Below are 22,079 nucleotides of genomic sequence, written 5' to 3'. Positions count from 1 at the left end.
ATGGGCCATATGCGAAAAGACATCAAGACATCTTGTCAAAAGCGTCTCAACCGGATTGAGGGGCAAGTACGTGGCTTGTCTAAAATGGTGGACGAAGAGCGCTATTGCATCGACATTATAACGCAGATTTCCGCGGTTCGTGCCGCACTGCGTCGGGTCGAAGAGGAAGTGCTCAAGGATCACGTCTCTCATTGCGTGGAACACGCGATCGTGAGCGGCGACAAGGGCGATCAACGCAAAAAGATTGCGGAACTGATGGCAGTCATTGGACGGGTGGACAGGTGAACGGATGCGCAATGGAACCGTTTTGTATGTCAGGTACGTTCAGGCTTGGCGAAGAGAGCGTTTCCGCGTAAGGTTCAAGCCATCACTAGTGTCATTTCGACCTTAAAGTAGATCGGCCAAAATGTTGACGCGCCTAACCAGACCGAAGCGATTGAGGGCAGGGTGGTTGATCGCCCTGGTCTATATGCTTTGTGTCCTGGCGCCGGGCGTTTCCTTTGCGTTCGCCGACGGCTCGCGCGCGGCGCCTTGCCTTACCGACGAGAATCACGGTCTGGGCATTGTTCATGTGCATGAATATGGCACTTCGCAGCACGTTCATAAGGACGGTCACGTACACGAACATCTGGACGGCAAGGCCCATTTCGACAAATTGAACAGCCCTGACAGTATGACATCAGTCGCTGACGAAACGTCGGATCCTGCAACTGATCATCACAAGGCCTCGGGTGGACAATGCTGCGGGATGGTCTGCCTGAGCGCGCTGCCGACCACAGTCATCGACATTGTCAAACCTTCAATGCCGACGTCTGTCTGCGAGTCCGAGAGCTACCGGAACGTCGTCGATAACGCTCCCCCTCGGCATTACCGCCCTCCCATTTCCTGAACTGACGGAATGACGTGGTGCCGCGCCCGTTAAGGGCACGCGTACCTGTGGTTCATCGGCAGTTCAGGAAAAAATCATGCTTGCGCAATTTGGGGCGAACTTCGCCGCCGTTCATTCGGTGGCGGGAAAAATATTCAGATTCAGATTTCGGATCCTTGCGGGGTTGGCCGTTGCGATCGTCACGCTGGGAGGGTGCATGCCGATCACGGCGCCGCTCGTCGGCGCTGATCCCGCCGACCCGGGCGCGAAGGTCGCCGGTGTCGGCTACCGATCGACGGTGGCTCCCTACACAAGTCTTCGTCCGACAGCTCCGTCTTCATGGCGCGAGCAGAACGACCGCGTCGCCCCTCAGCCGAAATCCGGTCAATAGGAGCGCGCTATGAACCGAGCGATCCATATCAACGCGAACCACACTTTCGAAGTTACGTATCGGCCGAAACCGACGCACGTCGCGATCCTCCTGTCCGCCTTGCTGCTTTCCGGATGCGCATCATTCTCCCCAGATGGCGGGATGACCGTCGTTGCCAATGTGGCCGGCGAGACAATCAAGAAGGACGTGGTGTCCATTCGCAGCACAGATGACGCAGAATGGGCGAAGGGCGCCGTCCAAAGTCTTCTTCGTCGAGGCCTGACGGTGGATACGGCCGTTCAGATCGCGCTCCTCAACAATCGGGGCTTGCAGGCGGCGTACAATGAACTGGCGTTGGCCGAGGCCGACCTCGTCCAAGAAAGCCTGCCACCCAATCCGACGTTCTCGATTAGTCGCATCGCAGGTGGCGGCGCGGTCGAGATCGAGCGTCAGGTCGCCGCCGATATTCTGGCGCTGGCCACGTTGCCGTTTCGGTCGGAGATTGCGCGGCAACACTTCAAGCAGGCACAGCTGAGAGCTGCAGAAGGCACCCTACGCCTCGCAGCCGACGTCAGGCGCACATATTACCGCGCCGTCGCCGCCAACGAATTGGTTACACTTCTGACGGATGCCAAATCGACTGCGGAATCCACGGCTCAGCTCGCTTTGAAGCTCGGGCAAACCGGCTCGCTGAACAAGCTCGATCAGGCCCGTGAACAGGTCTTTTATGCAGAAGTAACGGCCGATCTCGCCACCCTTCGTCAGGACGCCACCAGTTCGCGCGAGCGCTTGATCCGCCTCCTTGGATTGTGGGACGGCGATTTAGGGTTCCGGCTACCGCAGAGATTACCGATGCTGCCACGCCGGCCGCTATCGTTGCCGGGCATCGAGGTTGATGCGGTTGAACATCGTGTCGATCTTCAGATCGCTCGCATTGAACTGGTTGCTCTCGCGAAGTCCCTCAATCTCACCGAAGCCACCCGCTTCGTCACGCTTGTCGACGTTGCGGGGATCGACAAAAAAACTCGAGATTCCGGGAGCCCGCCGCTTCGAGAGCGTGGCTTTGACGTCCAGTTCCAGATTCCGATTTTCGATGGCGGCGAGGTCCGCGTCCGGCAGGCGATCGAGACCTACAATCTGGCGTTTAATCGGTTAACCGAAAAGGCGATCAACGTCCGTTCTGAAGCGCGCGATGCGTTTCGGGTCTACCGCTCCACCTACGACATCGCAGGTCACTATCAGCGTGAGGTCTTGCCACTTCGCCAGATCATCACCCAAGAAATGCAGCTGCGGTTCAGCAGCATGCAAATCGACGTGTTCGCATTGTTGGTGGAAGCGCGGCAGCGGATCGCTGCATTGCGTGCTGCGATCGAAGCCAAGCGCGACTTCTGGCTCGCGCAGTCCGAACTGAAGACCGCAGTAAATGGCGGCGGTCGCGCCGATAGCCAACCCGAAACCAGATCGTCGCCGACCGCGCAGGCGTCCGGCGGGGGAGGGCACTGAAATGGAGAAACCAATGTTGTCCCGACGAAACTTTCTCGGCACCGCCACGGCGCTTGCAAGCGCGACAGCGATCAGCGGCCGCGTCCAGGCAGCCAGCATCCCGGAAGCACCGATCATGGAGAAGGCGACGATGCAGCCGCCGCTGCGCCCGTCGAGCGGACCCGACTACAATCCGGTCGTTACGCTGAACGGCTGGACGCTGCCCTGGCGGATGAACGGCGACTGGAAGGAGTTCCATCTCGTTGCAGAGCCCGTCGAGCGCGAATTTGCAGAAGGCATGAAGGCTTATCTCTGGGGCTACAACGGTCAGTCCCCTGGCCCAACGATTGAAGCGGTGGAAGGCGACAAGCTCCGTATCTTCGTCACCAACAAACTGCCTGAACATACGACAGTGCATTGGCATGGGGTGCTCTTGCCTAGCGGCATGGATGGCGTCGGTGGTCTCAGCCAGCCGCATATCCCACCTGGAAAAACCTTTGTTTATGAATTCGAGATGAAACACAGCGGTACGTTCATGTACCACCCGCACTCCGACGAAATGGTGCAGATGGCGATGGGCATGATGGGCATGATCGTGGTGCATCCACGCGACGCAACCTTCCGTCCCGTCGACCGCGATTTCATTTTCATCATGAGCACGTATCTCATCGACCCGGGTACGTATCTGCCGAAGGTTACTGAGATGACGGATTTTAACATGTGGACATGGAACAGCCGCGTGTTTCCCGGAATCGACCCATTGGCCGTTCGTTTGGGTGATCGCGTGCGCGTCCGCATCGGCAACCTCACCATGACAAATCACCCGATTCATCTTCATGGCCACAAATTTGCAGTGAGTTGCACCGATGGGGGATGGGTCCCTGAAAGTGCGCAGTGGCCGGAAACGACGACCGACGTTCCTGTCGGAGCGATTCGCGCGTTCGATTTTCTTGCCGACAACCCTGGCGATTGGGCGTTTCACTGTCACAAGTCGCATCACACCATGAATGCGATGGGCCACGACGTGAAGAACCTGATCGGCGTCTCAAGGAAGGACCTCGCGAAGGCGGTCGGAAAACTCGCGCCAGACGCCATGGTGATGGGATCGACAGGAATGGCGATGGGTGACATGGAAATGCCGGCACCCGACAACACATTACCAATGATGACCGGCACCGGGCAGTTTGGCCCGATCGAAATGGGCGGCATGTTTACGGTGATGAAGATCCGCGATGGCCTCGCGCGAGACGATTACAGGGATCCCGGTCCCTACAAGCATCCTGACGGCACCGTCGCGCACCAGGTCGACGTTCCAAATACTCAGGCGCCTCGCTCAACGAGCCCAAAGGAATCAAGCAAACCAAGCGACATGAAAGGCATGAAGGGAATGAAAGGAATGTAGATGAGACCTGAAATTCAAATAGATGCGAAGAAAGTCAGCAAGACAGTAGAAGGAGTTTGGAGATGAAATATCTGCACAAAACCTGCATCGCAATTATCGGCGCGGTGCTCATCTCCCCGTCCGCTTGGGCCGGGGCGGGTTCTTCGGGCCATAGCCACGACGAAACATTCTCGGCAGGTGAGCCGGGTGATCCTAAAAAGGCCGCGCGGATTATTCAGGTCACTATGGGTGAGATGGACGGCAAGATGATGTTCATGCCGAGCAAGGTTGAGGTCAAAAAGGGGGAACAGATTAAGTTCATGCTGCGCAACAACGGCGAACTCGACCATGAATTCATCCTCGCGACGACGGCCGACAATCTGAAGCATGGCGAGGCCATGAAGAAGAACCCTGACATGGAGCACGATGACCCGAACGGGAAGCGACTTGCTCCCAAGAAGACCAACGAGATCGTCTGGAAATTCACCAAGCCTGGCGAGTTCGAATATGGATGCCTGATCCCCGGCCATCGCGAAGCTGGAATGGTCGGCACGATTGTCGTCAAGTAACGCAAGTCAAAACCGACTGAAAGGATGTGAACATGAAGACCTATAGAATCATAGCCGTTGCCCTCGCGCTGTCGCTTTCTTTGTCGTCCGCGAACTTGTCCGCCCAAGGGGCGATGGCCAACGGCGAGGTCAAAAAGATCGACGAAGCCGCTGGAAAGATAACACTGAAACACGGCCCTATCAAAAGTCTGGATATGGAAGAAGAGAGCATGACGATGGTTTTTCGCGTGAAGGAACCGGCGATGCTCAAGTCCGTCAAGGTCGGTGACAAAGTGCAGTTCGAAGCCGAACGGGCGACCGCCGGAATCACGATCACAAAAATGCAAAAAGGAAAGTGACGGCTCTTCGGCGCGGCGGTTCCTAGGCGTCGCGCCGAATTGGGTGAAAGCTCCGCAAGGAAGCGACCCTTGAGCTGATCCGACGTCGCGGCGGCAGTCCGACCATCGGATACGATCGCTGGATCGACTGCTCTCAATAAGGTGGAGTTACCGATGACAGGTGTGGGTGGGAGCGGCGGCACGAGAATAGCTACGGAAAAGGCCTTCGCGAAAAGACGGTTTCCGATCAGGCGCGCGAATAGTGGTGACATTCGCCAGACCGCGAAGTTGGCCAACATGGCGGGTGGAGATACGCTTTCGTTTATCTTGCGAGGCATCGATCCTTCGGTGAGAGCAGTTCGAACCTACCGCGAGATGGTTGCTGCGCCGACCGGAGTGTATTCGTATCGAAATTGTCTGGTCGCTGTTTCGCGTGGGGTAATTGTTGGTCTGGCGAACGCATTTCCTGCCCAGCTCATCGAAAGTGAGACCGCAGACGCAGCATTGACCGCGCGTGAAGAGTTGCTCCGGCCGCGCACGGAGCTCAACGATCCCACCAGCTTCCTCCTGAACAACATAGCGGTTGTGCGCAGCCACCACAGACTAGGCGTGGGGGCCGCGCTGCTGGCCGCGGTCGTCGATGAGGCCAAGCAGCGTTCGTTTCCGTCCGTGACTTTGCATGTTTGGGCCGATAACGCCGAAGCGATTTCGTTCTATCTCGCCGCTGGGTTCACGAAGGTCCGTCACGCGGAAATCCCCTCGCATCCCGACCTGCCGCACACAGGCGGAAGCCTTCTCATGATGCTGCCGGTCGTAAGTGAAAGGGACGAATCGGTTAGGCAGCGGCTTGCGACGGAATCTCAAGACTCGGCGGATGAACGAGCATCGACTTCAGCTTGAGGACATCGTGATGATTGCTCTCCCATACGACTATTTTCTGATCGCATGGTTCGTTATCGCGGTCGCTTCCACGGCCTACGTCGCTTTCGACCAGTTCAACGGGAATCCCGAGCCGACCGTGATGAAGTGGGGGTTCATTCTGGTGACCTTGTATATGGGTCCGTTCGGCCTCCTGCTCTATGTCCTTGCAGACAAGGAGCCACGCCCCGGGGAACATGAACAATTCACCTCGCCGCTGTGGAAACAGGGAGTTGGCAGCACCATTCATTGCGTTGCTGGTGACGCCACCGGCATTATTCTCGCAGCGACCATAACCGCATTGCTCGGTCTGCCGATGTGGATCGACCTGATCGTCGAGTATGTCGCGGGCTTCTCGTTCGGTCTCTTCATTTTTCAATCTTTGTTTATGAAGAAGATGATGGGCGGTACGTATTGGGAAAACGTGCGTAAAAGCTTCATGCCAGAGTTCATAAGTATGAACGCGATGATGGCGGGTATGGCGCCAACGATGAGTCTGTTGATGATGGGTCGCGACATGCGCGCCATGGACCCTCTCGAACTGGTCTTCTGGGGCGTTATGTCGTTAGGCGTGATGGTCGGATTCGTAACTGCCTATCCCTTCAACGTCTGGATGGTGAAGAAGAAGATCAAGCACGGCCTGATGACCGAGCGCTCCGATGGGGAAGCTGCCGAGAAGGGCTCGATGTCCGGAATGAAGTCCGAGATGGATGAAATGTCGGATGCGAAAATGAGCCACATGAAGGGACACGAAGACCAACGGCAGAAGCTAACGGCTGCCAGCGGCGAAAAGCCTCACGGGGGCCATCAAATGACGAGCGACGCGACGACGCCACAGTTGGCTGCGCTCGCTGGCGTGACGACTTTCCTTCTAATTTCCGGAATGGTGCTCCCAGGTTTCAAGGTCAATCTAGGTCTGAGCGTACGCGACGTCGGCGGCGCCATTATGCCGCCGGGCATGATCATGACGTTCGACACGCCAGGCGAAGCAATGAAAGACATGTCGGCGGTCAATCCCCGGCAAGTGGTCTATAAAGCGCCTGCGGACGCCCGAGGAGATAACGTTCTTGAACCGCGTATCGAGAACGGAGTGAAGATCTTCGATATTGAGGCTTCGATCATACGCTGGAATATTCTTCCGGATGTCTCCGTCGAGGCCTATGCCTACAATCGTCAGGTGCCGGGTCCACGACTTCAATTGACCGAAGGCGATCACATCCGGATCAACTTTCACAACAATTTACCTGAATCGACCACGGTCCATTGGCACGGTCTGATCGTTCCAAACGAAATGGATGGACCTGCTAAGATCACCCAGGATCCCGTGTTGCCAGGTGGCCAATACACTTATGAATTTTCTGTCGGCCAAAGTGGGACTTACTTCTATCACAGCCATGACCACCCGGATCGCCAGCAGGGCCTAGGCCTTTACGGAGCGCTGCTGATTGCGCCGAAGGACAGTGCTGCCGATGTAAAAGCTGACCTCGAATACACCATCCAGCTCCAAGAGTGGTTGAAGCGCGAGTGGTTGACGTACCCGGCTATGCTGATGGAGGGCGGCCTTCCTAATTATTTCACCATCAATGGGAAGTCGTATCCGGAGACAGACACCGTCTCCATGAAGGTGGGGCAAACCATCAAAATTCGCTTCATCGGCACCAACAATAACTTCGTTCATCCCATGCATGTTCATGGCGGGCCTTTCCAGGTGGTGGCACGCGATGGAGAGACGCTGGCAGAAAACCAGCGGTTTCTTGCCGATACGGTGAATGTCGGACCAGGACAACGCTATGACGTCGTCTGGACCGCTCGGAGACCCGGGAAATGGCTTGTTCACTGTCATATCCCGCATCACACCACCAACAACAACGTCGAACAGAAAGGAGCGGGCGGCCTGACGTTGGTACTCAATGTTCAGTAAGGGGCACAAACGCTATTCGAAGGAGAGCCCAATGACTCACTTGAACAAAGAAATGCAAAGCTGCATCGATGAATGTCTGCGCTGCTACCAAGTATGTCTAGGAACAGCCATGAACCATTGCCTGGAGACCGGGGGAAAACACGTCGAACCCCAGCACTTCAGGCTCATGATGGCCTGCGCCGAAATCTGCCGCACGGCCGCGCATTTCATGTTGCTGAATACGCCTCACCACAAGCACGTCTGCGGCGAGTGCGCCGAAATTTGCACCGAGTGTGCGAAGGACTGCGAACGCATCGGCGGCATGGACGATTGCGTCAAGGCCTGCAAGCAGTGCGCGGAAAGCTGCCGCGCCATGGCAGGCTAGATGAGCTGACAGTCGATCAGGCGCTAGATTGATGTCTAGCGTCTGCTCCGGCTATCGTTCGACACGAAGTGCTTTTCCCCGGTCGGGTTGCACAAAAGTAAACGTCCTCGCCTTTCTGAAACCGTCGCCAAGAGTTTTCATGACAATTCGTGCTTTCCTTCCTGCCAAAGGCCGTGATCTTCGCCTCGATCTTTTCCGCGGCCTTGCGAACTGGGCGATCTTTCTCGATCATGTCCCGAACAACGCGGTCGCGTGGCTCACAACCAGAAATTATGGGTTCACCGATGCAGCGGATATCTTCGTCTTCATTTCCGGCTATACGGCCGCGTTTGTCTACGCCAAGAGCATGCTCGTCCAAGGCTTCGTTGTAGGAACCGCTCGACTGTTAAAACGCGTTTGGCAACTATATATCGCGCACGTACTGCTGTTCGTGTTCTATATCGCTGCAATCGGCTGGGTTGTGGAGGCCTACAATCATTCTCATCTTGTGGATGAATTCAACGTTGCAGGGTTGATCGACCGTCCAATGCTGACCTTAAAGCAAGGCCTGCTGCTCAAATTCAAGCCTCTAAATCTCGACGTTCTTCCGCTGTATATCGTTCTGATGGCAGCATTTCCGCTGGTATTGTGGCTGATGCTTCGGCGGCCAGACCTTGCAATCGCGAGCTCGCTCGTCCTCTATTTTACTGCACGCCAATTCGGGTGGAATCTTCCCGCCTACCCATCGGGTGTTTGGTATTTCAACCCGTTCACCTGGCAACTCCTCTTTGCGCTTGGAGCCTGGAGTTCGCTCGGGGGGGCGTCGCGGCTACAGAGGTTCATTCGGTCGCCCGCGATCATATCGATCTGTTTCGTTTATCTGGGGTTTGCACTGTTTATGACAGTTGCAGGTTATGTCGCGCCGCTTGGAAAACTAATCCCTGAGGGACTGTTTGGCGCATTCAATCCTAACGACAAGACAAACCTTGCGCCATATCGGATACTGCATTTCGTTGCCTTGGCCGTGCTGGTCGTTCGGTTTTTCCCCTTCGGATGGCCCGGGTTGAAGTCGCATTGGCTTCGCCCGCTGATCATCTGCGGTCAGCGTTCGTTGGAAGTGTTCTGCGTCGGAGTGTTTCTCTCCTTCGTCGGTCATTTCCTTCTCGAACTGGTCTCCGACTCGCTTCTCGCGCAGATCATCGTGAGTGTGTCTGGGATCGCGCTCATGACGGCCGTCGCCTACTACCGATCGTGGTCCAAGGATCTGGACAAGCAACCCGCGGCGTCCAAATCCAGTTCGGAATCGGTTTCGACATCGGTCAGTTAGAAGTTTGTTTGGAGGAAGAAATGTTTGGAGTAGTCTCGATGACCAACGAAGTACGGACCTCGCGACATGAATAACTCAGGAAAATATCCGGGCTTTTTGACTCGCAGAAGCGTTTTGGGACTAACAGCCGCGCTACTGGCTTTCCCGGACGGCGCTACCTCTGCTGCGGAATCCGTTGTCTTGGTTCATAAGGATCCAGATTGCGGTTGCTGCTCGGGTTGGGTGCGCCATCTCAAGGAAGCTGGTTTCAGCGTGACGATCAGGGAAACGGCGGATCTTCATGCAGTCCGGAAACGCCTTCGCGTACCTGCCGACCTCGCGGCGTGTCATACGGCGGAGGCGGATGGATACGTCATTGAAGGTCATGTCCCCGCCGCGGCCGTGCGACGACTATTGAAGGAACGTCCGAACGCGGTCGGATTGGCGGTTCCCGGCATGCCTTTGGGATCACCGGGGATGGAGGGCAGCCGGGTCGATCCCTATAACGTCGTTCTCTTCGACGCCACCAGCCGGCGAACGTACATGCGGTTCATCGGCGGCGATATCGCTGGTTGAGACTGATCTTTTAACCATGTCGCAGGTAACTGTGATCTGATCGTTTTCTGCTTATGGCGGATTTGTGATGTGATCTGCCTTCCCAAGTCCATGATCCTATGGGATGTTGGGCTATGAATTTTTGTCGATTCATCAGCCGTTTGCTCGCGATCTTTGCGATTGCCGGGCTTGTTGCTTCGCCGCTGGTCACGCCCGCGGTCGCGAAGCCGCTGTCGGCTGCCGAGATGAGCGATATGTCGGCAATGTCCGCCGACATGCCTTGCTGTCCGGAGACACAAAAGAGCAACGGCTGCCAGGATTGTCCGCTTCGTGCGATGTGCGCGTTGGGCGTTGCACAGGCGCAACCTCCTCTGGCAACCGGAATCCCGGCGCGTCTGCCAGTACACCGGCCGCTCACGGCTTTCGACGATCGGATCGCCGATGGCCTCGACGGTTCTCCGCCGGATCACCCCCCTCGAAACCTGGTCTGACCGGCGCTTAAGCGCCGATTGCTGCCGCGCCGACGCAAGTTCGCGCGAATGACGCATGCCGCCTTGCGGCAGACCCAGGACAATCGAGGACTACGAACATGAAGACGTTTAACTTCGCGCAGGCCTTCCAGGCTGCGCTGATCGCTGCCGCAATCGGTGGTACAAGCACGGCCGCTCTGGCGGACATCAAGGACTACAAATTCGAGCTGGTCGATCAGACCATCCAGGCCGGGCCCGACAAGGTCATCACCGTCCGACTGATGAACACGAAGACCGGCAAGCCGGTGCCTGACGCCGTCATCTTCGCGACCCGTCTCGACATGGCTCCGGACGGCATGCAGGAGATGGCAACCAAGATCGCGCCGATGCCGGGCGCGGAGCCGGGCAGTTACAAGTTCAAGGCGACGTTCGGGATGGCGGGCCGCTGGCAGCTTTCGCTCGGCGCCAAGGTTCAGGGCGAGACCGGCACCGTCGAGAACAAGCTCGTCATCACGGCGCAGAAATGACCCGCGCCGTTCTCACAAGCGCTGCCGCCGCGTTGATCGCGGCGGCAGGCATTGGATACGTCGCCGGCACGCAGCGGCCGCCGGCGCGCGCCTTCGCCATGGTTACTCCCGCAAGGGCGGAAGGAAATTCCGCCCCGATCTATTTTCAGGATCCGGACGGCAAGCCTGCATATTCGCTGACGCCGAGGAAGACCGGGGATGGCCGCGACTATCGTGCTGTTCCGGCGGGCGCCGACGTCAATTTTAACGAGGCAGCTCCGGACACATTGCCACCAGCCACAACATCCGCCGGCGGGACTACGGAGCGTAGAATCAAATACTACCGCAATCCCATGGGGCTGCCGGACACGTCGCCAACACCGAAAAAAGATTCGATGGGGATGGATTATATCCCGGTCTATGAGGGCGAGGACAGCGACGACGGATCGGTGAAGCTTTCGCCAGGGAAGATCCAACGTACCGGCGTCAGCTCCGAACCCGCCACATCGCGCGTCATTCGAACCCTCATTCGTGCGCCAGGCACGATCCAACTCGACGAGCGCCGGATCTCCGTCATTTCGATGCGAGCGGAAAGCTGGGTGCAGAAAGTCGCGAACGTCACCACCGGCAGCAAAGTTAGCAAAGGTCAGCCGCTGATGGAAATTTACAGTCCGTCCGTGGCATCGGCGGCCGCCGAATACATAGCCACCATCACGTCGAAAGGGACGAGCGGCGTCGCCGTGTATGGTCGCGGCTCTCGTCAGCGGCTGATGAACCTTGACGTTCCCGACACGGCAATTGCCGCCATGGAGAAGAGCGGTACCGTTCCGATCACCATCGACTGGTCGGCTCCGCGCGACGGCATTGTGCTCGAACGCAATGCCATCGAAGGCATGCGCGCGCAGCCCGGCGATGTGTTGTTCCGGGTCGCCGACACGTCTGTCGTGTGGGCCATGGTCGATGTTGCCGAGCGCGATCTCGGCGCAATCGCCATCGGGCAACCGGTGACGGTGGGGGCACGCAGTTTTCCTGGTCGCGAGTTCACCGGGAAGATCTCGGTGGTCTACCCGCAGGTGAACAGGGAAACACGAACCGCCCGGGTGCGGATCGAATTGGCCAATCCGGATGGCGCTCTGCTTCCCGATATGTATGTCGATGCGAATATCGATATTGGCAGCTCGCAGCCTGTGCTTACCGTACCTGAAAGCGCCGTTCTGGATACCGGCAATCGTCAGGCGGTATTCGTCGAGAAAGGACAGGGGCGCTTCGAGCCGCGCGAGGTGAAACTCGGCCATCGCGGCGACGGCTATGTCGAAATCCGACAGGGCCTCACGGAGGGCGATCCCGTCGTCGTCTCGGCCAACTTCCTGATCGATGCGGAAAGCAATCTGAAGGCCGCCCTTAAAGGGTTTTCGAACGCGGGAGGCCAGCAATGATCGCCCGCGTCATCAGTTGGTCGGCACGCAACCTGCTGTTGGTCCTGTTCGGCACCGGCTTTGCCGCAGCCGCGGGCATCTACGCACTGGTCCATCTGCCGCTCGATGCGATTCCGGATCTCTCCGATACCCAGGTGATCGTCTACACCGAATATCCCGGCCAGGCGCCGCAAGTGATCGAAGACCAGGTCACGTATCCGCTGACGACCGCGATGCTGACCGTGCCCCGATCCAAAGTCGTGCGCGGCTTCTCGTTCTTCGGGGTTTCGTTCGTTTACGTCATCTTCGAGGATGGCACTGACATTTACTGGGCTCGCTCGCGGGTGCTCGAATTCCTCAACGGCGCGGCCTCGCGGTTGCCCGCCGGCGTAAGCCCGACGATCGGTCCCGACGCTACAGGCGTGGGCTGGGTCTACCAGTACGCAGTGGTATCGAAAGCGCTGAACCTCGCCGACACGCGGACCATCCAGGACTGGAATCTGAAATTCGCGCTGGCCAAGGCCGAAGGCGTCGCCGAAGTGGCGAGCGTCGGCGGCTTCGTCAAGCAGTACAACGTCATCCTTGATCCGCAGCGCATGCGCGATCTCGGCATCTCCATGCAGAAGATGCGCGATGCGATTCGCGCCAGCAACGCCGATGTCGGCGGCCGCACCGTCGAGCTCTCCGAGTTCGAATACGTCATCCGCGGCAAAGGTTATCTTAAAGGCATCAACGACCTCGGCAACATCGTGCTGAAGACCAGCAACGGCACGCCGGTTCTGCTGCGCGATGTTGCCCGCGTCGAGCTTGGTCCGGACGAGCGCCGAGGCATCACAGAGCTCAACGGCGAGGGAGAGGTTGCCAGCGGCATCGTGCTGCAGCGGTTCGGCGTTAATGCGCTTGATGTGATCGAGAATGTGAAGAAGCGCTTCAAGGAGATCGCCAGCAGCCTGCCGAAATCCGTCGAGATCGTCCCGGTTTATGACCGCTCCAACCTGATCAACGCGGCCATCGCTACGCTCAAGCACACGTTGCTCGAGGAAAGTGTGGTCGTCGCCTTGGTCTGCATCGTCTTCTTGCTGCATGTCCGCAGCGCGCTCGTCGCCATCCTGATGCTGCCGGTCGGCGTGCTGATGGCGTTCGGTGCGATGAAGCTGCTCGGGCTGGGGTCCAATATCATGAGTCTGGGCGGCATCGCGATTGCGATCGGCGCCATGGTCGATGCAGCGATCGTTATGATCGAGAATGCACACAAGCATCTGGAGCGGGCTGAACCCGAACGGTCAAGGGTCGACATACTGATAAAGGCAGCGTCCGAGGTCGGGCCGGCGCTGTTCTTTAGCCTGCTGATCATCACCGTGTCGTTCATGCCGATCTTCACGCTGGAATCGCAGGAAGGCCGGCTGTTCAGCCCCTTGGCGTTCACGAAGACCTTTTCAATGGCGGCGGCAGCGTTGCTGTCGGTAACGCTGGTGCCGGCGCTGATGATCATCTTCGTGCGCGGCAGAATCGTGCCCGAGCACAAGAACCCGATCAATCGCTTCCTGATCTGGATTTATCGGCCGGTGATCAAGGCCGTGATGCGTGCCAAGGCACTGGTGATCCTTATCGCGCTGGCAATTGTTGTGGTGACAGTGTGGCCGGCGCGTCAGCTCGGCACCGAGTTCATGCCCAACCTCAACGAAGGCACGCTGCTCTACATGCCCACCACGCTACCGGGAATTTCGGTGACCAAAGCGGGTGAACTGCTGCAGATGCAGGATAGGATCATCCGGTCGTTCCCGGAAGTGGCGTCAGTCTACGGCAAGGCCGGCAGGGCTTTGACGGCGACCGATCCGGCACCGTCCGAAATGTTCGAGACCATCGTCAACCTGAAGCCGAAGGAAGAGTGGCGGCCCGGCATCACGGTCGACAGTCTGATCGCAGAGATGGACAAGGCGTTGCAATTCCCCGGCGTCTCGAATGCCTGGACCATGCCGATCAAGGCGCGCATCGACATGCTATCGACCGGAATTCGCACGCCGGTTGGGGTCAAAGTGATCGGCACAGATCTGGTCGAGATCGACAAACTGGCCAAGCAGATCGAGCAGGTTCTAAAGGCTGTGCCGGGAACATCGTCGGCGTATGCCGAGCGGGGTATCGGCGGCTACTATCTCGACGTGACACCGGACCGGGCGGCCTTGGCGCGCTACGGCATCATGGTCCAGGACGTTCAGGATGTGATTGCGACCGCACTCGGCGGCCAGACGGTGACCACGACAGTGGAGGGCCGGCAGCGCTTCAGCGTCAACATGCGTTACCCCCGGGACCTGCGCGAGAATCCGCAGGCCATCGCCAACGACGTCCTGGTTCCGATGCCGGCGGGAGGTGCAGTGCCGCTTGGGGAGGTCGCCAAGATCGAACCGGCGCGAGGGCCGACATCGATCCGCACCGAGAATGGACAGTTGGCGACTTACATCTACGTCGACATCCGTGACCGCGATCTCGGCAGTTATGTTGCCGACGCGCGGCAGGCGGTGCAGGCCAGTATTCAATTTCCGGCGGGATACTATGTGGTCTGGAGCGGTCAGTACGAATATCTCGAACGCGCAACGGCGCGCCTGAAGATCGTCGTCCCGGTGACGCTGCTGATCATCTTTCTGCTGCTGTACCTCAACTTCCGTTCCATCGCCGAGACCGTGATCGTGATGCTGTCGCTGCCGTTCGCCTTGGTCGGCGGCATCTGGCTGATGTGGGCGCTAGGCTTCAACCTGTCCGTTGCAGTCGCGGTCGGTTTCATCGCGTTGGCGGGTGTTGCGGCTGAGACTGGCGTCGTTATGCTGATCTACCTCAACCAAGCCCTTGCCGAGATCAAGGCGCAGCGTGACGCCGAAAAGCGAACACTGACCCGTCACGACCTCTACGACGCCATCATGGAAGGCGCGGTGGAGCGGGTGCGGCCGAAGATGATGACGGTCGTGGCCATCATGGCGGGACTGCTGCCGATCATGTGGAGCACTGGTACCGGGTCCGAGATCATGCAGCGCATCGCGGTGCCGATGATCGGCGGCATGATTTCGTCGACACTGCTGACGCTGATCGTGATTCCCGCGATCTATGGATTGATCAAAGGCTTCCGTTTGCCGCCCAATGATCACGAAAACGATCATTCGCCATCGCGGGCCATCAAGCCGGCCAAGGAAGACTCGCGACTTGTTTCGGAACCCGCCGAGTGAGGTGAACCATGATGAATGGTATGGCGCCTGGAATGATATGGGGCATGGGGCTTTTGTGGCTGCTGATCATCGTTGTTTTGATCCTATCGGCAGCAGCACTCGTCAAATATCTGTTTTACGGAGACAAGGGAGGTCGGCGATGAACAGATTGATCATGATCGCATTGGTGACAGGCGCGTTCCTGCCCTCTGCACAGGCACAGCTAGGCGACGCATCCCGTGGCCAACGGAGTTTCCAGGCCTGTGCGCCATGCCACTCGCTGGAACCGGACCGAAACATGACGGGACCAAGTCTCGCCGATCTATGGAACCGAAAGGCCGGCATGCTGCCGAGCTTCAGTCGGTATTCACAGGCGTTGAAGTCGTCGGGAATTACTTGGGACGACGCCACGCTCAACGAGTGGCTTCGGGATCCGCAACACCTCATTCCTGGCAACACGATGCCGTTCTCCGGCGTGAAGGACGCGGGACGGCGCGGTGATCTTCTGGCGTTTCTCAAGGATGCGACCCAGCCCGGTCACGCTCCGCCATCGATTGCGCAACGCGGCAATCAAATGGGCGGAATGATGATGGGCATGATGGGTGGTGGTGCGGTCCCAAATCTCAAAAAACTCGAGTCTGACCAACGGGTGACGGCGATCACGCACTGCCGAGACACCTACCGGGTGATCACCGCGGATGGAAAAACGCGCGATTTCTGGGAGCGAAATCTGAGATTCAAGACCGACGTGAGTGACGATGGGCCACAGAAGGGCGCTCCGGCGATCGTGGCGGCCGGAATGATGGGAGACAGGGCTGACGTGATCTTTGCCGCACCAGAAGAGATTAGCGGGGCCATCTCACCGCAATGTTGATGAGCTCCAAGCCCATCAATCGACAACGGCGCGGCAGCGGGCCAACTATTTTTCCATTGATAGCGCCGTCAACTGTAACCAAACCGGCTGGATCAGCGAACTCATAGAGATAATGCAAGTATGACGACCAACGAAATCGAACTCAAGGCACTGATGCTTGCAAGCCTGGATGGCGACGCGGCCTCACACCGCGCGCTGCTTGAGCGATTGAGCCGCCGTCTGCGCGCATATTACAAAGGCAAATTTGCGGGCATTGGAAGAGGCGCGGCAGAGGCTGAAGATCTGGTTCAGGAAGCGGTATTGGCGATTCACATCAAGCGACATACCTATGACCCCACGGAGCCGCTTACACCGTGGGTGCATGCGATCGCGCGCTACAAGTTGATCGATTTCCTGCGTCGAACTCGCGCGTCGTTCGCTGATGTGCCTATCGATGAGGCCGATCTGATCATGGCACATGACGACAATGTCAGCGCCGAGAGCACACACGACGTCAGACGGCTCATGGAGCGGTTGCCGAAAAACATGCGATGCGCCATCGAGGCTGTAAAACTGGACGGACAGAGCATAGCTGAAGCGGCAGACCGATGCGGTATCTCGGAATCGGCCGTAAAAGTGAACATTCATCGTGGGCTCAAAACACTGGCTGCCTTGATTGCCCGGGAAACCAGAACATGAAGACGGATGACTTGGTTGCCATACTAAGTGCGAACGCAGAGCCGGTAGACCGCAGATTGGTCGTTCGGACGGTTTGCATTGCGCTTGCGGCTGGAACAGTGGCGGCACTCGGCATCATGCTCGTCGGACTAGGTGTCCGCACAGACCTGATGACGGCCCGCGCCTTGATTTTTCTCCTCCTGAAACTCGCGTTCCCGGTGGGGATTGTCGGCGTCGCGTCGATCTATCTCACAAGGCTGGCGCGCCCCGGAGGGGAGCGAAGAACCTCGTCGATTTTGGTTGCAATGCCGTTCCTCGCGATTGTGTTACTTGCCGCAATCAGCCTTGCTTTTGCGCCGAGTTCCTACTGGGACAAAATGATCATCGGCGATCAGTGGCTTGAATGCCTTCTCTCGATTCCGATCATCGCAATCGTGCCTTTCGCAATTACCATCTGGGCGGTGCGAAGGGCTGCCCCAACGGATCTCGCCCGCACAGGCGCCTTCGCCGGCCTCATTGCTGGCGGCGTGAGTGCGATGGCTTATGCGCTTCATTGCATGGACGATTCATTGCCATTTGTTGCGGTCTGGTACGGTGGCACGATCGCCCTTTGTACCTTCGCAGGCGCAATATTGGGGCCGCGCTTGCTGCGGTGGTAACGGGCCTTGGTGGTCGTTTTCACGTCACCGTGAGTGTGTAACCGGCCGACGATTTGCTCCGAACTCATTTGTAGAAGCGCATGTGACACGCTTCACAATGACAAGGAGCCAGACAATGTTAACGAAACACTTTCTCACGATTTCGCTCTTGCTGCCACTTGTGGCGATATCAGCAACGGCCCACGCGGGATCGACAATTACCGACAAGAGCTATTGGCCAAATGAGGCCACGCCGAGCGCCTACAACGCTGGTCGCTCGCAAAGCGACTTGGCTTCAGCGTTTGCATTCGACCGAAGGAAGCCACGTTCCCAGATAGCGCCGAAGGTCAGTTCCCAAGTGGCGGCGACGGTCCAGAGTGGCGGATACGTTTGGCGCTATCAAGGAGGTCCGAAATCTCCGATGATACGCACAAGAGGGAAATGATGCGCGCTATCCAAAATACGCAGCTCATCATTGATGAGCCTCCAGTGAGTGGTCTGAAGCCAGAACCGGTTGCGGATCCGGACCAATCGTTGCAACCGATTCACAGCGACGATTCTGCATTTTCACCAAACGGCAGAGCAATCGGATGACCTTGATTGATCACAACGCAACCACCCGTGGGTCAGGCAATCGACCGCGCGATACTGTGACCAGCTATTTCACTCAGTATCGCTTGGCGCTGTATCTCTTCTCGGGCGCGGGAGTTGCTGCGGGTGTTGCGTTGAACTGGAACTGGCTGGCAGCAGCGGGGTTCCTTCCTGTCCTGGCGTTTCTCCCCTGCATGTTGATGATGTTCATGTGCATGAAACACGGGGCGCAATCGCCAAATGATCCAGGTACGGAGTCAACCAAGATCCTACCATCTCGATCAGGTAAGCCGCTTGAACCGCAACAATAGATGCGCGACCGAACCGATTGACTGGCGCGCGCAGACGCACGTCGGTTCATTCGTAAATTGGAACAGAGAGGAGAATCTTCCATGAAAACAGTTGCAACATTAGCAGTCGTTTTGTTCGCCGTTGGAACAGGCTTGGCTCTTGGTCCCGTTGCTCGCGCTCAAGATACGCCGACGCCATCGACTCCGCAGGCCAGCGATCACGGCATGATGAGCGGTGATATGAAATCAATGATGGGTATGATGGGCCAGATGAACCAGATGATGGAGAACTGCAATCGAATGATGCAGAGCAAGAACGATCGGCGTGACGAGAAGAATCCGACGCAGAAAGGTCGACCTGGTTAGATAAAAGCCACAGAGTTTCGGGGGGAGGGGGGCACTCGAAATTTGCTCGTCGGAATGTAGGTCGTAGCCCAGAGGTGACTCCCAACATTGGCGGTTATTCATTGTTCCAATTGCCGACCAAGAGCATCAAAGCCGGCATATTCATCGTGGTGAAGTGCCTTTTACGGTGCGAGCGCTGGGTCGACGCATTTGTTTTGCGACGGGATTCATCTCGAACAGCGCATCGATGATCGGACACTGCGGAACCTGATCCCGCGTGCACTGTGCAGCCATGTCCGACATCACTCGTTCGAGGCGTTGCAAATCAGCGATCTTCTGACGAATATCCGTGAGATGCTCGACTGTGAGCGCATGTACCTCCTCGCAAGTGTAGGTGTGCCCATCGACAAGACGCAGCCAACCCCGCAACTCGTCGAGACCAAATCCAAGTTCCCGACCGCGACGTACGAAATGCAACCGCCTCACATCGTCAGAGCCGTAGAGGCGATAACCACTCGCGCTGCGGGCGGGCGACGGCATAATACCGATCTTCTCATAATAGCGGATGGTCTCGATATTCACTCCGCTGCGCTCTCACAGCGCCCCGATCGTAAGATCTTCGGTAGTTTTCATTATTGGCCTCACACACCCGTGAGAAGTTCCCGCTTGACCCTGTAGTCGCTACAGGCGCTAGGGTCACCATAGACCAATCGCGGGAGCGGGCTCAATGACGATGCGAGACGAGGCGACTGTGCTGCCAAGCAAGGCGACGCCGACGCAGAAGTGCTTTGACAGCGTAGCGCTGCTGTCGGTTGGCGGCATCTTGGCGGCACTTGGCGCCGCGACCTGTTGCGTGGTGCCCTTCGCTTTGTTCCTCGCCGGCGTCAGCGGTGCATGGATCGGCAATTTGACCGCGCTCAAGGCCTATCAGCCATTGTTTATCGGGCTCGCGGTCGCATGCCTCGGCGCCGGTTACTATGCCGTCTACCGCAAACCGAAGACGGCCGATTGCGTCGAAGGCTCCTATTGCGCCAGCCCGTCATCTCGTCGGACCGCCGAGGTCGGACTGTGGGTCGCAACGCTCCTGATCATCATCGTCGTATGCTTCCCCTTCATTGCTCGCCTTTTCCTCGACACCTAAAAAGGAGACTTGCCATGAAAATTCTGCCTCTCGTCGCCCTGACCGTTGCCCTGTTCTCCTACGGTGCAGCTTCAGCCACCGAGCGAACCGTGACGCTCAATGTCGCCAACGTTACCTGTGAACTCTGCGGCCCGATCGTGAAACGCTCTCTCACCCGCATATCCGGCGTGCTCGATGTTCAGATATCGGAGGCAGATGGGGCTGCGATTGCAAAGGTTCGGTTTGAGGATAGCCGGACGGACGTCCCGACGGTGATTTCGGCGACCACCAACGCTGGCTATCCCTCGCGCATCGTGCAGTAGGGCCGCGTCGGTATGACCGTCGCAAAACTCATCATCATCGGGGCAGGGTGTACTCCGGTTGTCTGCTGTGCGGCCCTGACTCCTGCAACGTGGATGCGAACACACGAAAGTTGAAACCATGAACGACTGCTGTACCCCGAGCACGAATGGCGGCAGCAGCCGCTACGACCTTGTTGTCGTCGGCGCCGGCTCCGCCGGCTTCTCGGCCGCGATCACTGCCGCCGAGCAGGGCGCGCGCGTTGCGCTCGTCGGGCACGGCACGATTGGCGGCACCTGCGTCAACATTGGCTGCGTGCCGTCGAAAACGTTGATCCGAGCTACAGAGGCGGTGCACCACGCTAACGCCGCCCCGGCTCGGTTCGACGGCATCGAAAGCAGCGCGCGCGTGGTCGATTGGGCCGCACAGATCGCCCAGAAGGACGCGCTGGTCGCCAGCCTTCGTCAGGCGAAGTACGTCGATCTTTTGCCCGAATACAACAACATAGCCTACCGTGAAGGTCGGGCGCGCCTCGTCGAGGGAGGCGTCGACATGGACGATCAGCGCCTCGTCTCGGACCGCATCATCATTGCGACGGGCGCGCGGCCTGCGCTACCCACCATCCCAGGCATCGCAGAGGTTGCGCCTCTCGACAGCACGACGGCGTTGTCGCTGAAGGAGCTACCGCGCTCGATGATCGTGCTCGGCGGCGGCTACATTGGAGCTGAGCTTGCTCAGACCTTTGCACGCGCGGGCGTGGCGGTGACGCTCGTCTTCCGGAGTCGCCTCCTGCCGGAGGCCGAGCCGGAGATCGGGCAGGCGCTCGCGGGCTATCTGGCCGACGAGGGGATCACGATTGTGGGTGGCTTGGCCTACGATTTCGTCCACAAAACCGAGGATGGCGGCGTCGCACTCACGATCACTCGCAACGGCGGTCCAGAGACATTGACCGCCGAGCGGATTCTAGTGGCGACAGGACGCACCCCGAATACCGAAACGCTCGGGCTTCCGGAGGTGGGCGTCGCGCAGACATCGTCTGGCGCGATCGTCATCGACGACCGCATGCGCACTTCGAAGGCCGGCATCTATGCCGCCGGCGACGTGACGGGCAGGGACCAGTTCGTCTACATGGCGGCTTATGGCGCAAAGCTTGCGGCCAAGAACGCGCTGAATGGCAACAGTCTGCGCTATGACAACACCACCATGCCCGCCATTGTCTTCACGGACCCTCAGGTGGCGAGTGTCGGTCTGACGGAATCGCAAGCCCATGCCGCCGGGTATGCCGTGCGGACTTCTCTACTCGCGCTCGACAACGTGCCGCGTGCGCTCGCAGCGCGCGACACACGGGGGCTTATCAAGCTCATCGCGGATGGGGTAACGCGCAAACTGCTCGGAGCGCATATTCTTGCGCCAGAGGGTGCCGATAGCATCCAGACTGCGGCCTTGGCCATCCGCTGCGGTCTCACGATTGATGATCTGTCGGAGACGATCTTCCCCTATCTCACGACCGTCGAGGGCCTGAAGCTCGCGGCACAGACGTTCGACAGAGACGTGAAGAAACTGTCCTGCTGCGCCGGGTAACGGGGCGGGCTAAGGAACTGGCTATGGAATCAGAAGCGTCACTAGCGTCCGAACCCGCAGTGGAGATC

At 58.2% G+C, this 22,079-nt stretch carries 25 protein-coding genes; 24 read left to right on the top strand and 1 reads right to left on the bottom strand.

Going from position 1 to position 22,079, the window contains the following annotated elements:
• Positions 1-9: 9 nt before the first annotated feature.
• The 21 genes from ACP7AL_RS12595 (at position 10) to ACP7AL_RS12495 (ending at position 19,031) form a co-directional block, all read left to right on the top strand.
• Positions 10-285 (top strand): metal-sensitive transcriptional regulator, encoded by a 276-nt coding sequence (locus ACP7AL_RS12595; protein ID WP_425991769.1) that lies wholly within the window; start codon positions 10-12, stop codon positions 283-285.
• A 166-nt stretch (positions 286-451) separates the two neighbouring features.
• Positions 452-889, top strand: a complete 438-nt coding sequence (locus ACP7AL_RS12590) for a hypothetical protein (RefSeq protein ID WP_425991767.1) — start codon at positions 452-454, stop codon at positions 887-889.
• Positions 890-965: 76 nt separating this feature from the next.
• A complete protein-coding gene (locus ACP7AL_RS12585; protein WP_002714847.1) occupies positions 966-1,259 on the top strand; it encodes a hypothetical protein in 294 nt (97 codons plus the stop codon).
• Between the two features lie 9 nt (positions 1,260-1,268).
• Positions 1,269-2,741 carry a TolC family protein gene (locus tag ACP7AL_RS12580; protein ID WP_425991765.1) on the top strand — a complete coding sequence of 491 codons (1,473 nt, stop codon included), beginning with the start codon at positions 1,269-1,271 and terminating at the stop codon, positions 2,739-2,741.
• A gap of 13 nt (positions 2,742-2,754) precedes the next feature.
• A complete protein-coding gene (locus ACP7AL_RS12575; RefSeq protein WP_425992933.1) occupies positions 2,755-4,122 on the top strand; it encodes a multicopper oxidase family protein in 1,368 nt (455 codons plus the stop codon).
• 62 nt (positions 4,123-4,184) lie between these two features.
• A complete protein-coding gene (locus ACP7AL_RS12570; protein WP_425991763.1) occupies positions 4,185-4,670 on the top strand; it encodes a cupredoxin domain-containing protein in 486 nt (161 codons plus the stop codon).
• 32 nt (positions 4,671-4,702) lie between these two features.
• Positions 4,703-5,008, top strand: a complete 306-nt coding sequence (locus ACP7AL_RS12565; protein ID WP_425991761.1) for a copper-binding protein — start codon at positions 4,703-4,705, stop codon at positions 5,006-5,008.
• Between the two features lie 153 nt (positions 5,009-5,161).
• Positions 5,162-5,887 carry a GNAT family N-acetyltransferase gene (locus ACP7AL_RS12560; RefSeq protein ID WP_425991759.1) on the top strand — a complete coding sequence of 242 codons (726 nt, stop codon included), beginning with the start codon at positions 5,162-5,164 and terminating at the stop codon, positions 5,885-5,887.
• A gap of 10 nt (positions 5,888-5,897) precedes the next feature.
• Entirely contained in the window at positions 5,898-7,826 is a 1,929-nt protein-coding gene (locus tag ACP7AL_RS12555) for a DUF4396 domain-containing protein (RefSeq protein ID WP_425992931.1), read from the top strand.
• Between the two features lie 31 nt (positions 7,827-7,857).
• Positions 7,858-8,190 carry a four-helix bundle copper-binding protein gene (locus ACP7AL_RS12550; RefSeq protein WP_425991757.1) on the top strand — a complete coding sequence of 111 codons (333 nt, stop codon included), beginning with the start codon at positions 7,858-7,860 and terminating at the stop codon, positions 8,188-8,190.
• Positions 8,191-8,329: 139 nt separating this feature from the next.
• Positions 8,330-9,496 (top strand): OpgC domain-containing protein, encoded by a 1,167-nt coding sequence (locus ACP7AL_RS12545; protein WP_425991755.1) that lies wholly within the window; start codon positions 8,330-8,332, stop codon positions 9,494-9,496.
• Between the two features lie 66 nt (positions 9,497-9,562).
• Positions 9,563-10,051 carry a DUF411 domain-containing protein gene (locus tag ACP7AL_RS12540; RefSeq protein ID WP_029659695.1) on the top strand — a complete coding sequence of 163 codons (489 nt, stop codon included), beginning with the start codon at positions 9,563-9,565 and terminating at the stop codon, positions 10,049-10,051.
• A 113-nt stretch (positions 10,052-10,164) separates the two neighbouring features.
• Positions 10,165-10,521 carry a hypothetical protein gene (locus ACP7AL_RS12535; protein ID WP_024575757.1) on the top strand — a complete coding sequence of 119 codons (357 nt, stop codon included), beginning with the start codon at positions 10,165-10,167 and terminating at the stop codon, positions 10,519-10,521.
• Positions 10,522-10,619: 98 nt separating this feature from the next.
• Positions 10,620-11,027, top strand: coding sequence for a FixH family protein (locus tag ACP7AL_RS12530; protein ID WP_002714858.1), 408 nt, complete (start codon positions 10,620-10,622; stop codon positions 11,025-11,027).
• Entirely contained in the window at positions 11,024-12,442 is a 1,419-nt protein-coding gene (locus ACP7AL_RS12525; RefSeq protein WP_425991752.1) for an efflux RND transporter periplasmic adaptor subunit, read from the top strand. Before ACP7AL_RS12530 ends, ACP7AL_RS12525 begins: the two co-directional genes overlap by 4 nt.
• Positions 12,439-15,636, top strand: a complete 3,198-nt coding sequence (locus ACP7AL_RS12520) for an efflux RND transporter permease subunit (protein WP_425991750.1) — start codon at positions 12,439-12,441, stop codon at positions 15,634-15,636. The genes ACP7AL_RS12525 and ACP7AL_RS12520 overlap by 4 nt, the downstream gene beginning before the upstream one ends.
• A 154-nt stretch (positions 15,637-15,790) precedes the next feature.
• On the top strand, positions 15,791-16,489 hold the full coding sequence (locus tag ACP7AL_RS12515) for a c-type cytochrome (protein WP_425991748.1): 699 nt from the start codon (positions 15,791-15,793) through the stop codon (positions 16,487-16,489).
• Between the two features lie 120 nt (positions 16,490-16,609).
• A complete protein-coding gene (locus ACP7AL_RS12510) occupies positions 16,610-17,167 on the top strand; it encodes a sigma-70 family RNA polymerase sigma factor (protein WP_024575761.1) in 558 nt (185 codons plus the stop codon).
• Complete coding sequence (locus ACP7AL_RS12505; RefSeq protein ID WP_425991746.1) at positions 17,164-17,805, top strand: DUF1109 domain-containing protein; 642 nt, start codon at positions 17,164-17,166, stop codon at positions 17,803-17,805. Before ACP7AL_RS12510 ends, ACP7AL_RS12505 begins: the two co-directional genes overlap by 4 nt.
• Positions 17,806-18,374: 569 nt before the next feature.
• Positions 18,375-18,686 carry a hypothetical protein gene (locus tag ACP7AL_RS12500; protein WP_425991744.1) on the top strand — a complete coding sequence of 104 codons (312 nt, stop codon included), beginning with the start codon at positions 18,375-18,377 and terminating at the stop codon, positions 18,684-18,686.
• 81 nt (positions 18,687-18,767) lie between these two features.
• Positions 18,768-19,031, top strand: coding sequence for a hypothetical protein (locus ACP7AL_RS12495; RefSeq protein WP_425991742.1), 264 nt, complete (start codon positions 18,768-18,770; stop codon positions 19,029-19,031).
• A gap of 141 nt (positions 19,032-19,172) precedes the next feature.
• Here the strand turns inward: ACP7AL_RS12495 and ACP7AL_RS12490 are convergent, their stop codons facing one another.
• Positions 19,173-19,592 carry a MerR family transcriptional regulator gene (locus ACP7AL_RS12490; RefSeq protein WP_425991740.1) on the bottom strand — a complete coding sequence of 140 codons (420 nt, stop codon included), beginning with the start codon at positions 19,590-19,592 and terminating at the stop codon, positions 19,173-19,175.
• A gap of 145 nt (positions 19,593-19,737) precedes the next feature.
• Between ACP7AL_RS12490 and ACP7AL_RS12485 the strand changes: the two genes are divergently transcribed.
• From ACP7AL_RS12485 to merA, 3 genes are all read left to right on the top strand, one after another.
• The gene (locus tag ACP7AL_RS12485; protein WP_425991738.1) at positions 19,738-20,151 is read left to right on the top strand and encodes a mercuric transporter MerT family protein; all 414 of its coding nucleotides are present in this window, start codon (positions 19,738-19,740) and stop codon (positions 20,149-20,151) included.
• 14 nt (positions 20,152-20,165) lie between these two features.
• Positions 20,166-20,453, top strand: a complete 288-nt coding sequence (locus ACP7AL_RS12480; protein WP_425991736.1) for a cation transporter — start codon at positions 20,166-20,168, stop codon at positions 20,451-20,453.
• A 118-nt stretch (positions 20,454-20,571) separates the two neighbouring features.
• Positions 20,572-22,011, top strand: a complete 1,440-nt coding sequence (merA, locus tag ACP7AL_RS12475; RefSeq protein ID WP_425991734.1) for a mercury(II) reductase — start codon at positions 20,572-20,574, stop codon at positions 22,009-22,011.
• Positions 22,012-22,079: the final 68 nt, after the last annotated feature.

The organism is Afipia sp. DC4300-2b1, assembly GCF_049895725.1.
Lineage (GTDB): Bacteria > Pseudomonadota > Alphaproteobacteria > Rhizobiales > Xanthobacteraceae > Afipia > Afipia broomeae.
Note: the sequence above shows the minus strand (reverse complement) of the source record. Positions and strands in the feature narration are given on the sequence as shown.

Bases quoted from the DNA above. Each gene is read 5' to 3' on its own strand.
- ACP7AL_RS12595 (WP_425991769.1), top strand. From the start codon at position 10: ATGCGAAAAGACATCAAGACATCTTGTCAAAAGCGTCTCAACCGGATT.
- ACP7AL_RS12585 (WP_002714847.1), top strand. From the start codon at position 966: ATGCTTGCGCAATTTGGGGCGAACTTCGCCGCCGTTCATTCGGTGGCG.
- ACP7AL_RS12580 (WP_425991765.1), top strand. From the start codon at position 1,269: ATGAACCGAGCGATCCATATCAACGCGAACCACACTTTCGAAGTTACG.
- ACP7AL_RS12575 (WP_425992933.1), top strand. From the start codon at position 2,755: ATGTTGTCCCGACGAAACTTTCTCGGCACCGCCACGGCGCTTGCAAGC.
- ACP7AL_RS12570 (WP_425991763.1), top strand. From the start codon at position 4,185: ATGAAATATCTGCACAAAACCTGCATCGCAATTATCGGCGCGGTGCTC.
- ACP7AL_RS12565 (WP_425991761.1), top strand. From the start codon at position 4,703: ATGAAGACCTATAGAATCATAGCCGTTGCCCTCGCGCTGTCGCTTTCT.
- ACP7AL_RS12560 (WP_425991759.1), top strand. From the start codon at position 5,162: ATGACAGGTGTGGGTGGGAGCGGCGGCACGAGAATAGCTACGGAAAAG.
- ACP7AL_RS12555 (WP_425992931.1), top strand. From the start codon at position 5,898: ATGATTGCTCTCCCATACGACTATTTTCTGATCGCATGGTTCGTTATC.
- ACP7AL_RS12550 (WP_425991757.1), top strand. From the start codon at position 7,858: ATGACTCACTTGAACAAAGAAATGCAAAGCTGCATCGATGAATGTCTG.
- ACP7AL_RS12545 (WP_425991755.1), top strand. From the start codon at position 8,330: ATGACAATTCGTGCTTTCCTTCCTGCCAAAGGCCGTGATCTTCGCCTC.
- ACP7AL_RS12540 (WP_029659695.1), top strand. From the start codon at position 9,563: ATGAATAACTCAGGAAAATATCCGGGCTTTTTGACTCGCAGAAGCGTT.
- ACP7AL_RS12535 (WP_024575757.1), top strand. From the start codon at position 10,165: ATGAATTTTTGTCGATTCATCAGCCGTTTGCTCGCGATCTTTGCGATT.
- ACP7AL_RS12530 (WP_002714858.1), top strand. From the start codon at position 10,620: ATGAAGACGTTTAACTTCGCGCAGGCCTTCCAGGCTGCGCTGATCGCT.
- ACP7AL_RS12525 (WP_425991752.1), top strand. From the start codon at position 11,024: ATGACCCGCGCCGTTCTCACAAGCGCTGCCGCCGCGTTGATCGCGGCG.
- ACP7AL_RS12520 (WP_425991750.1), top strand. From the start codon at position 12,439: ATGATCGCCCGCGTCATCAGTTGGTCGGCACGCAACCTGCTGTTGGTC.
- ACP7AL_RS12515 (WP_425991748.1), top strand. From the start codon at position 15,791: ATGATCGCATTGGTGACAGGCGCGTTCCTGCCCTCTGCACAGGCACAG.
- ACP7AL_RS12510 (WP_024575761.1), top strand. From the start codon at position 16,610: ATGACGACCAACGAAATCGAACTCAAGGCACTGATGCTTGCAAGCCTG.
- ACP7AL_RS12505 (WP_425991746.1), top strand. From the start codon at position 17,164: ATGAAGACGGATGACTTGGTTGCCATACTAAGTGCGAACGCAGAGCCG.
- ACP7AL_RS12500 (WP_425991744.1), top strand. From the start codon at position 18,375: ATGACCTTGATTGATCACAACGCAACCACCCGTGGGTCAGGCAATCGA.
- ACP7AL_RS12495 (WP_425991742.1), top strand. From the start codon at position 18,768: ATGAAAACAGTTGCAACATTAGCAGTCGTTTTGTTCGCCGTTGGAACA.
- ACP7AL_RS12485 (WP_425991738.1), top strand. From the start codon at position 19,738: ATGACGATGCGAGACGAGGCGACTGTGCTGCCAAGCAAGGCGACGCCG.
- ACP7AL_RS12480 (WP_425991736.1), top strand. From the start codon at position 20,166: ATGAAAATTCTGCCTCTCGTCGCCCTGACCGTTGCCCTGTTCTCCTAC.
- merA (WP_425991734.1), top strand. From the start codon at position 20,572: ATGAACGACTGCTGTACCCCGAGCACGAATGGCGGCAGCAGCCGCTAC.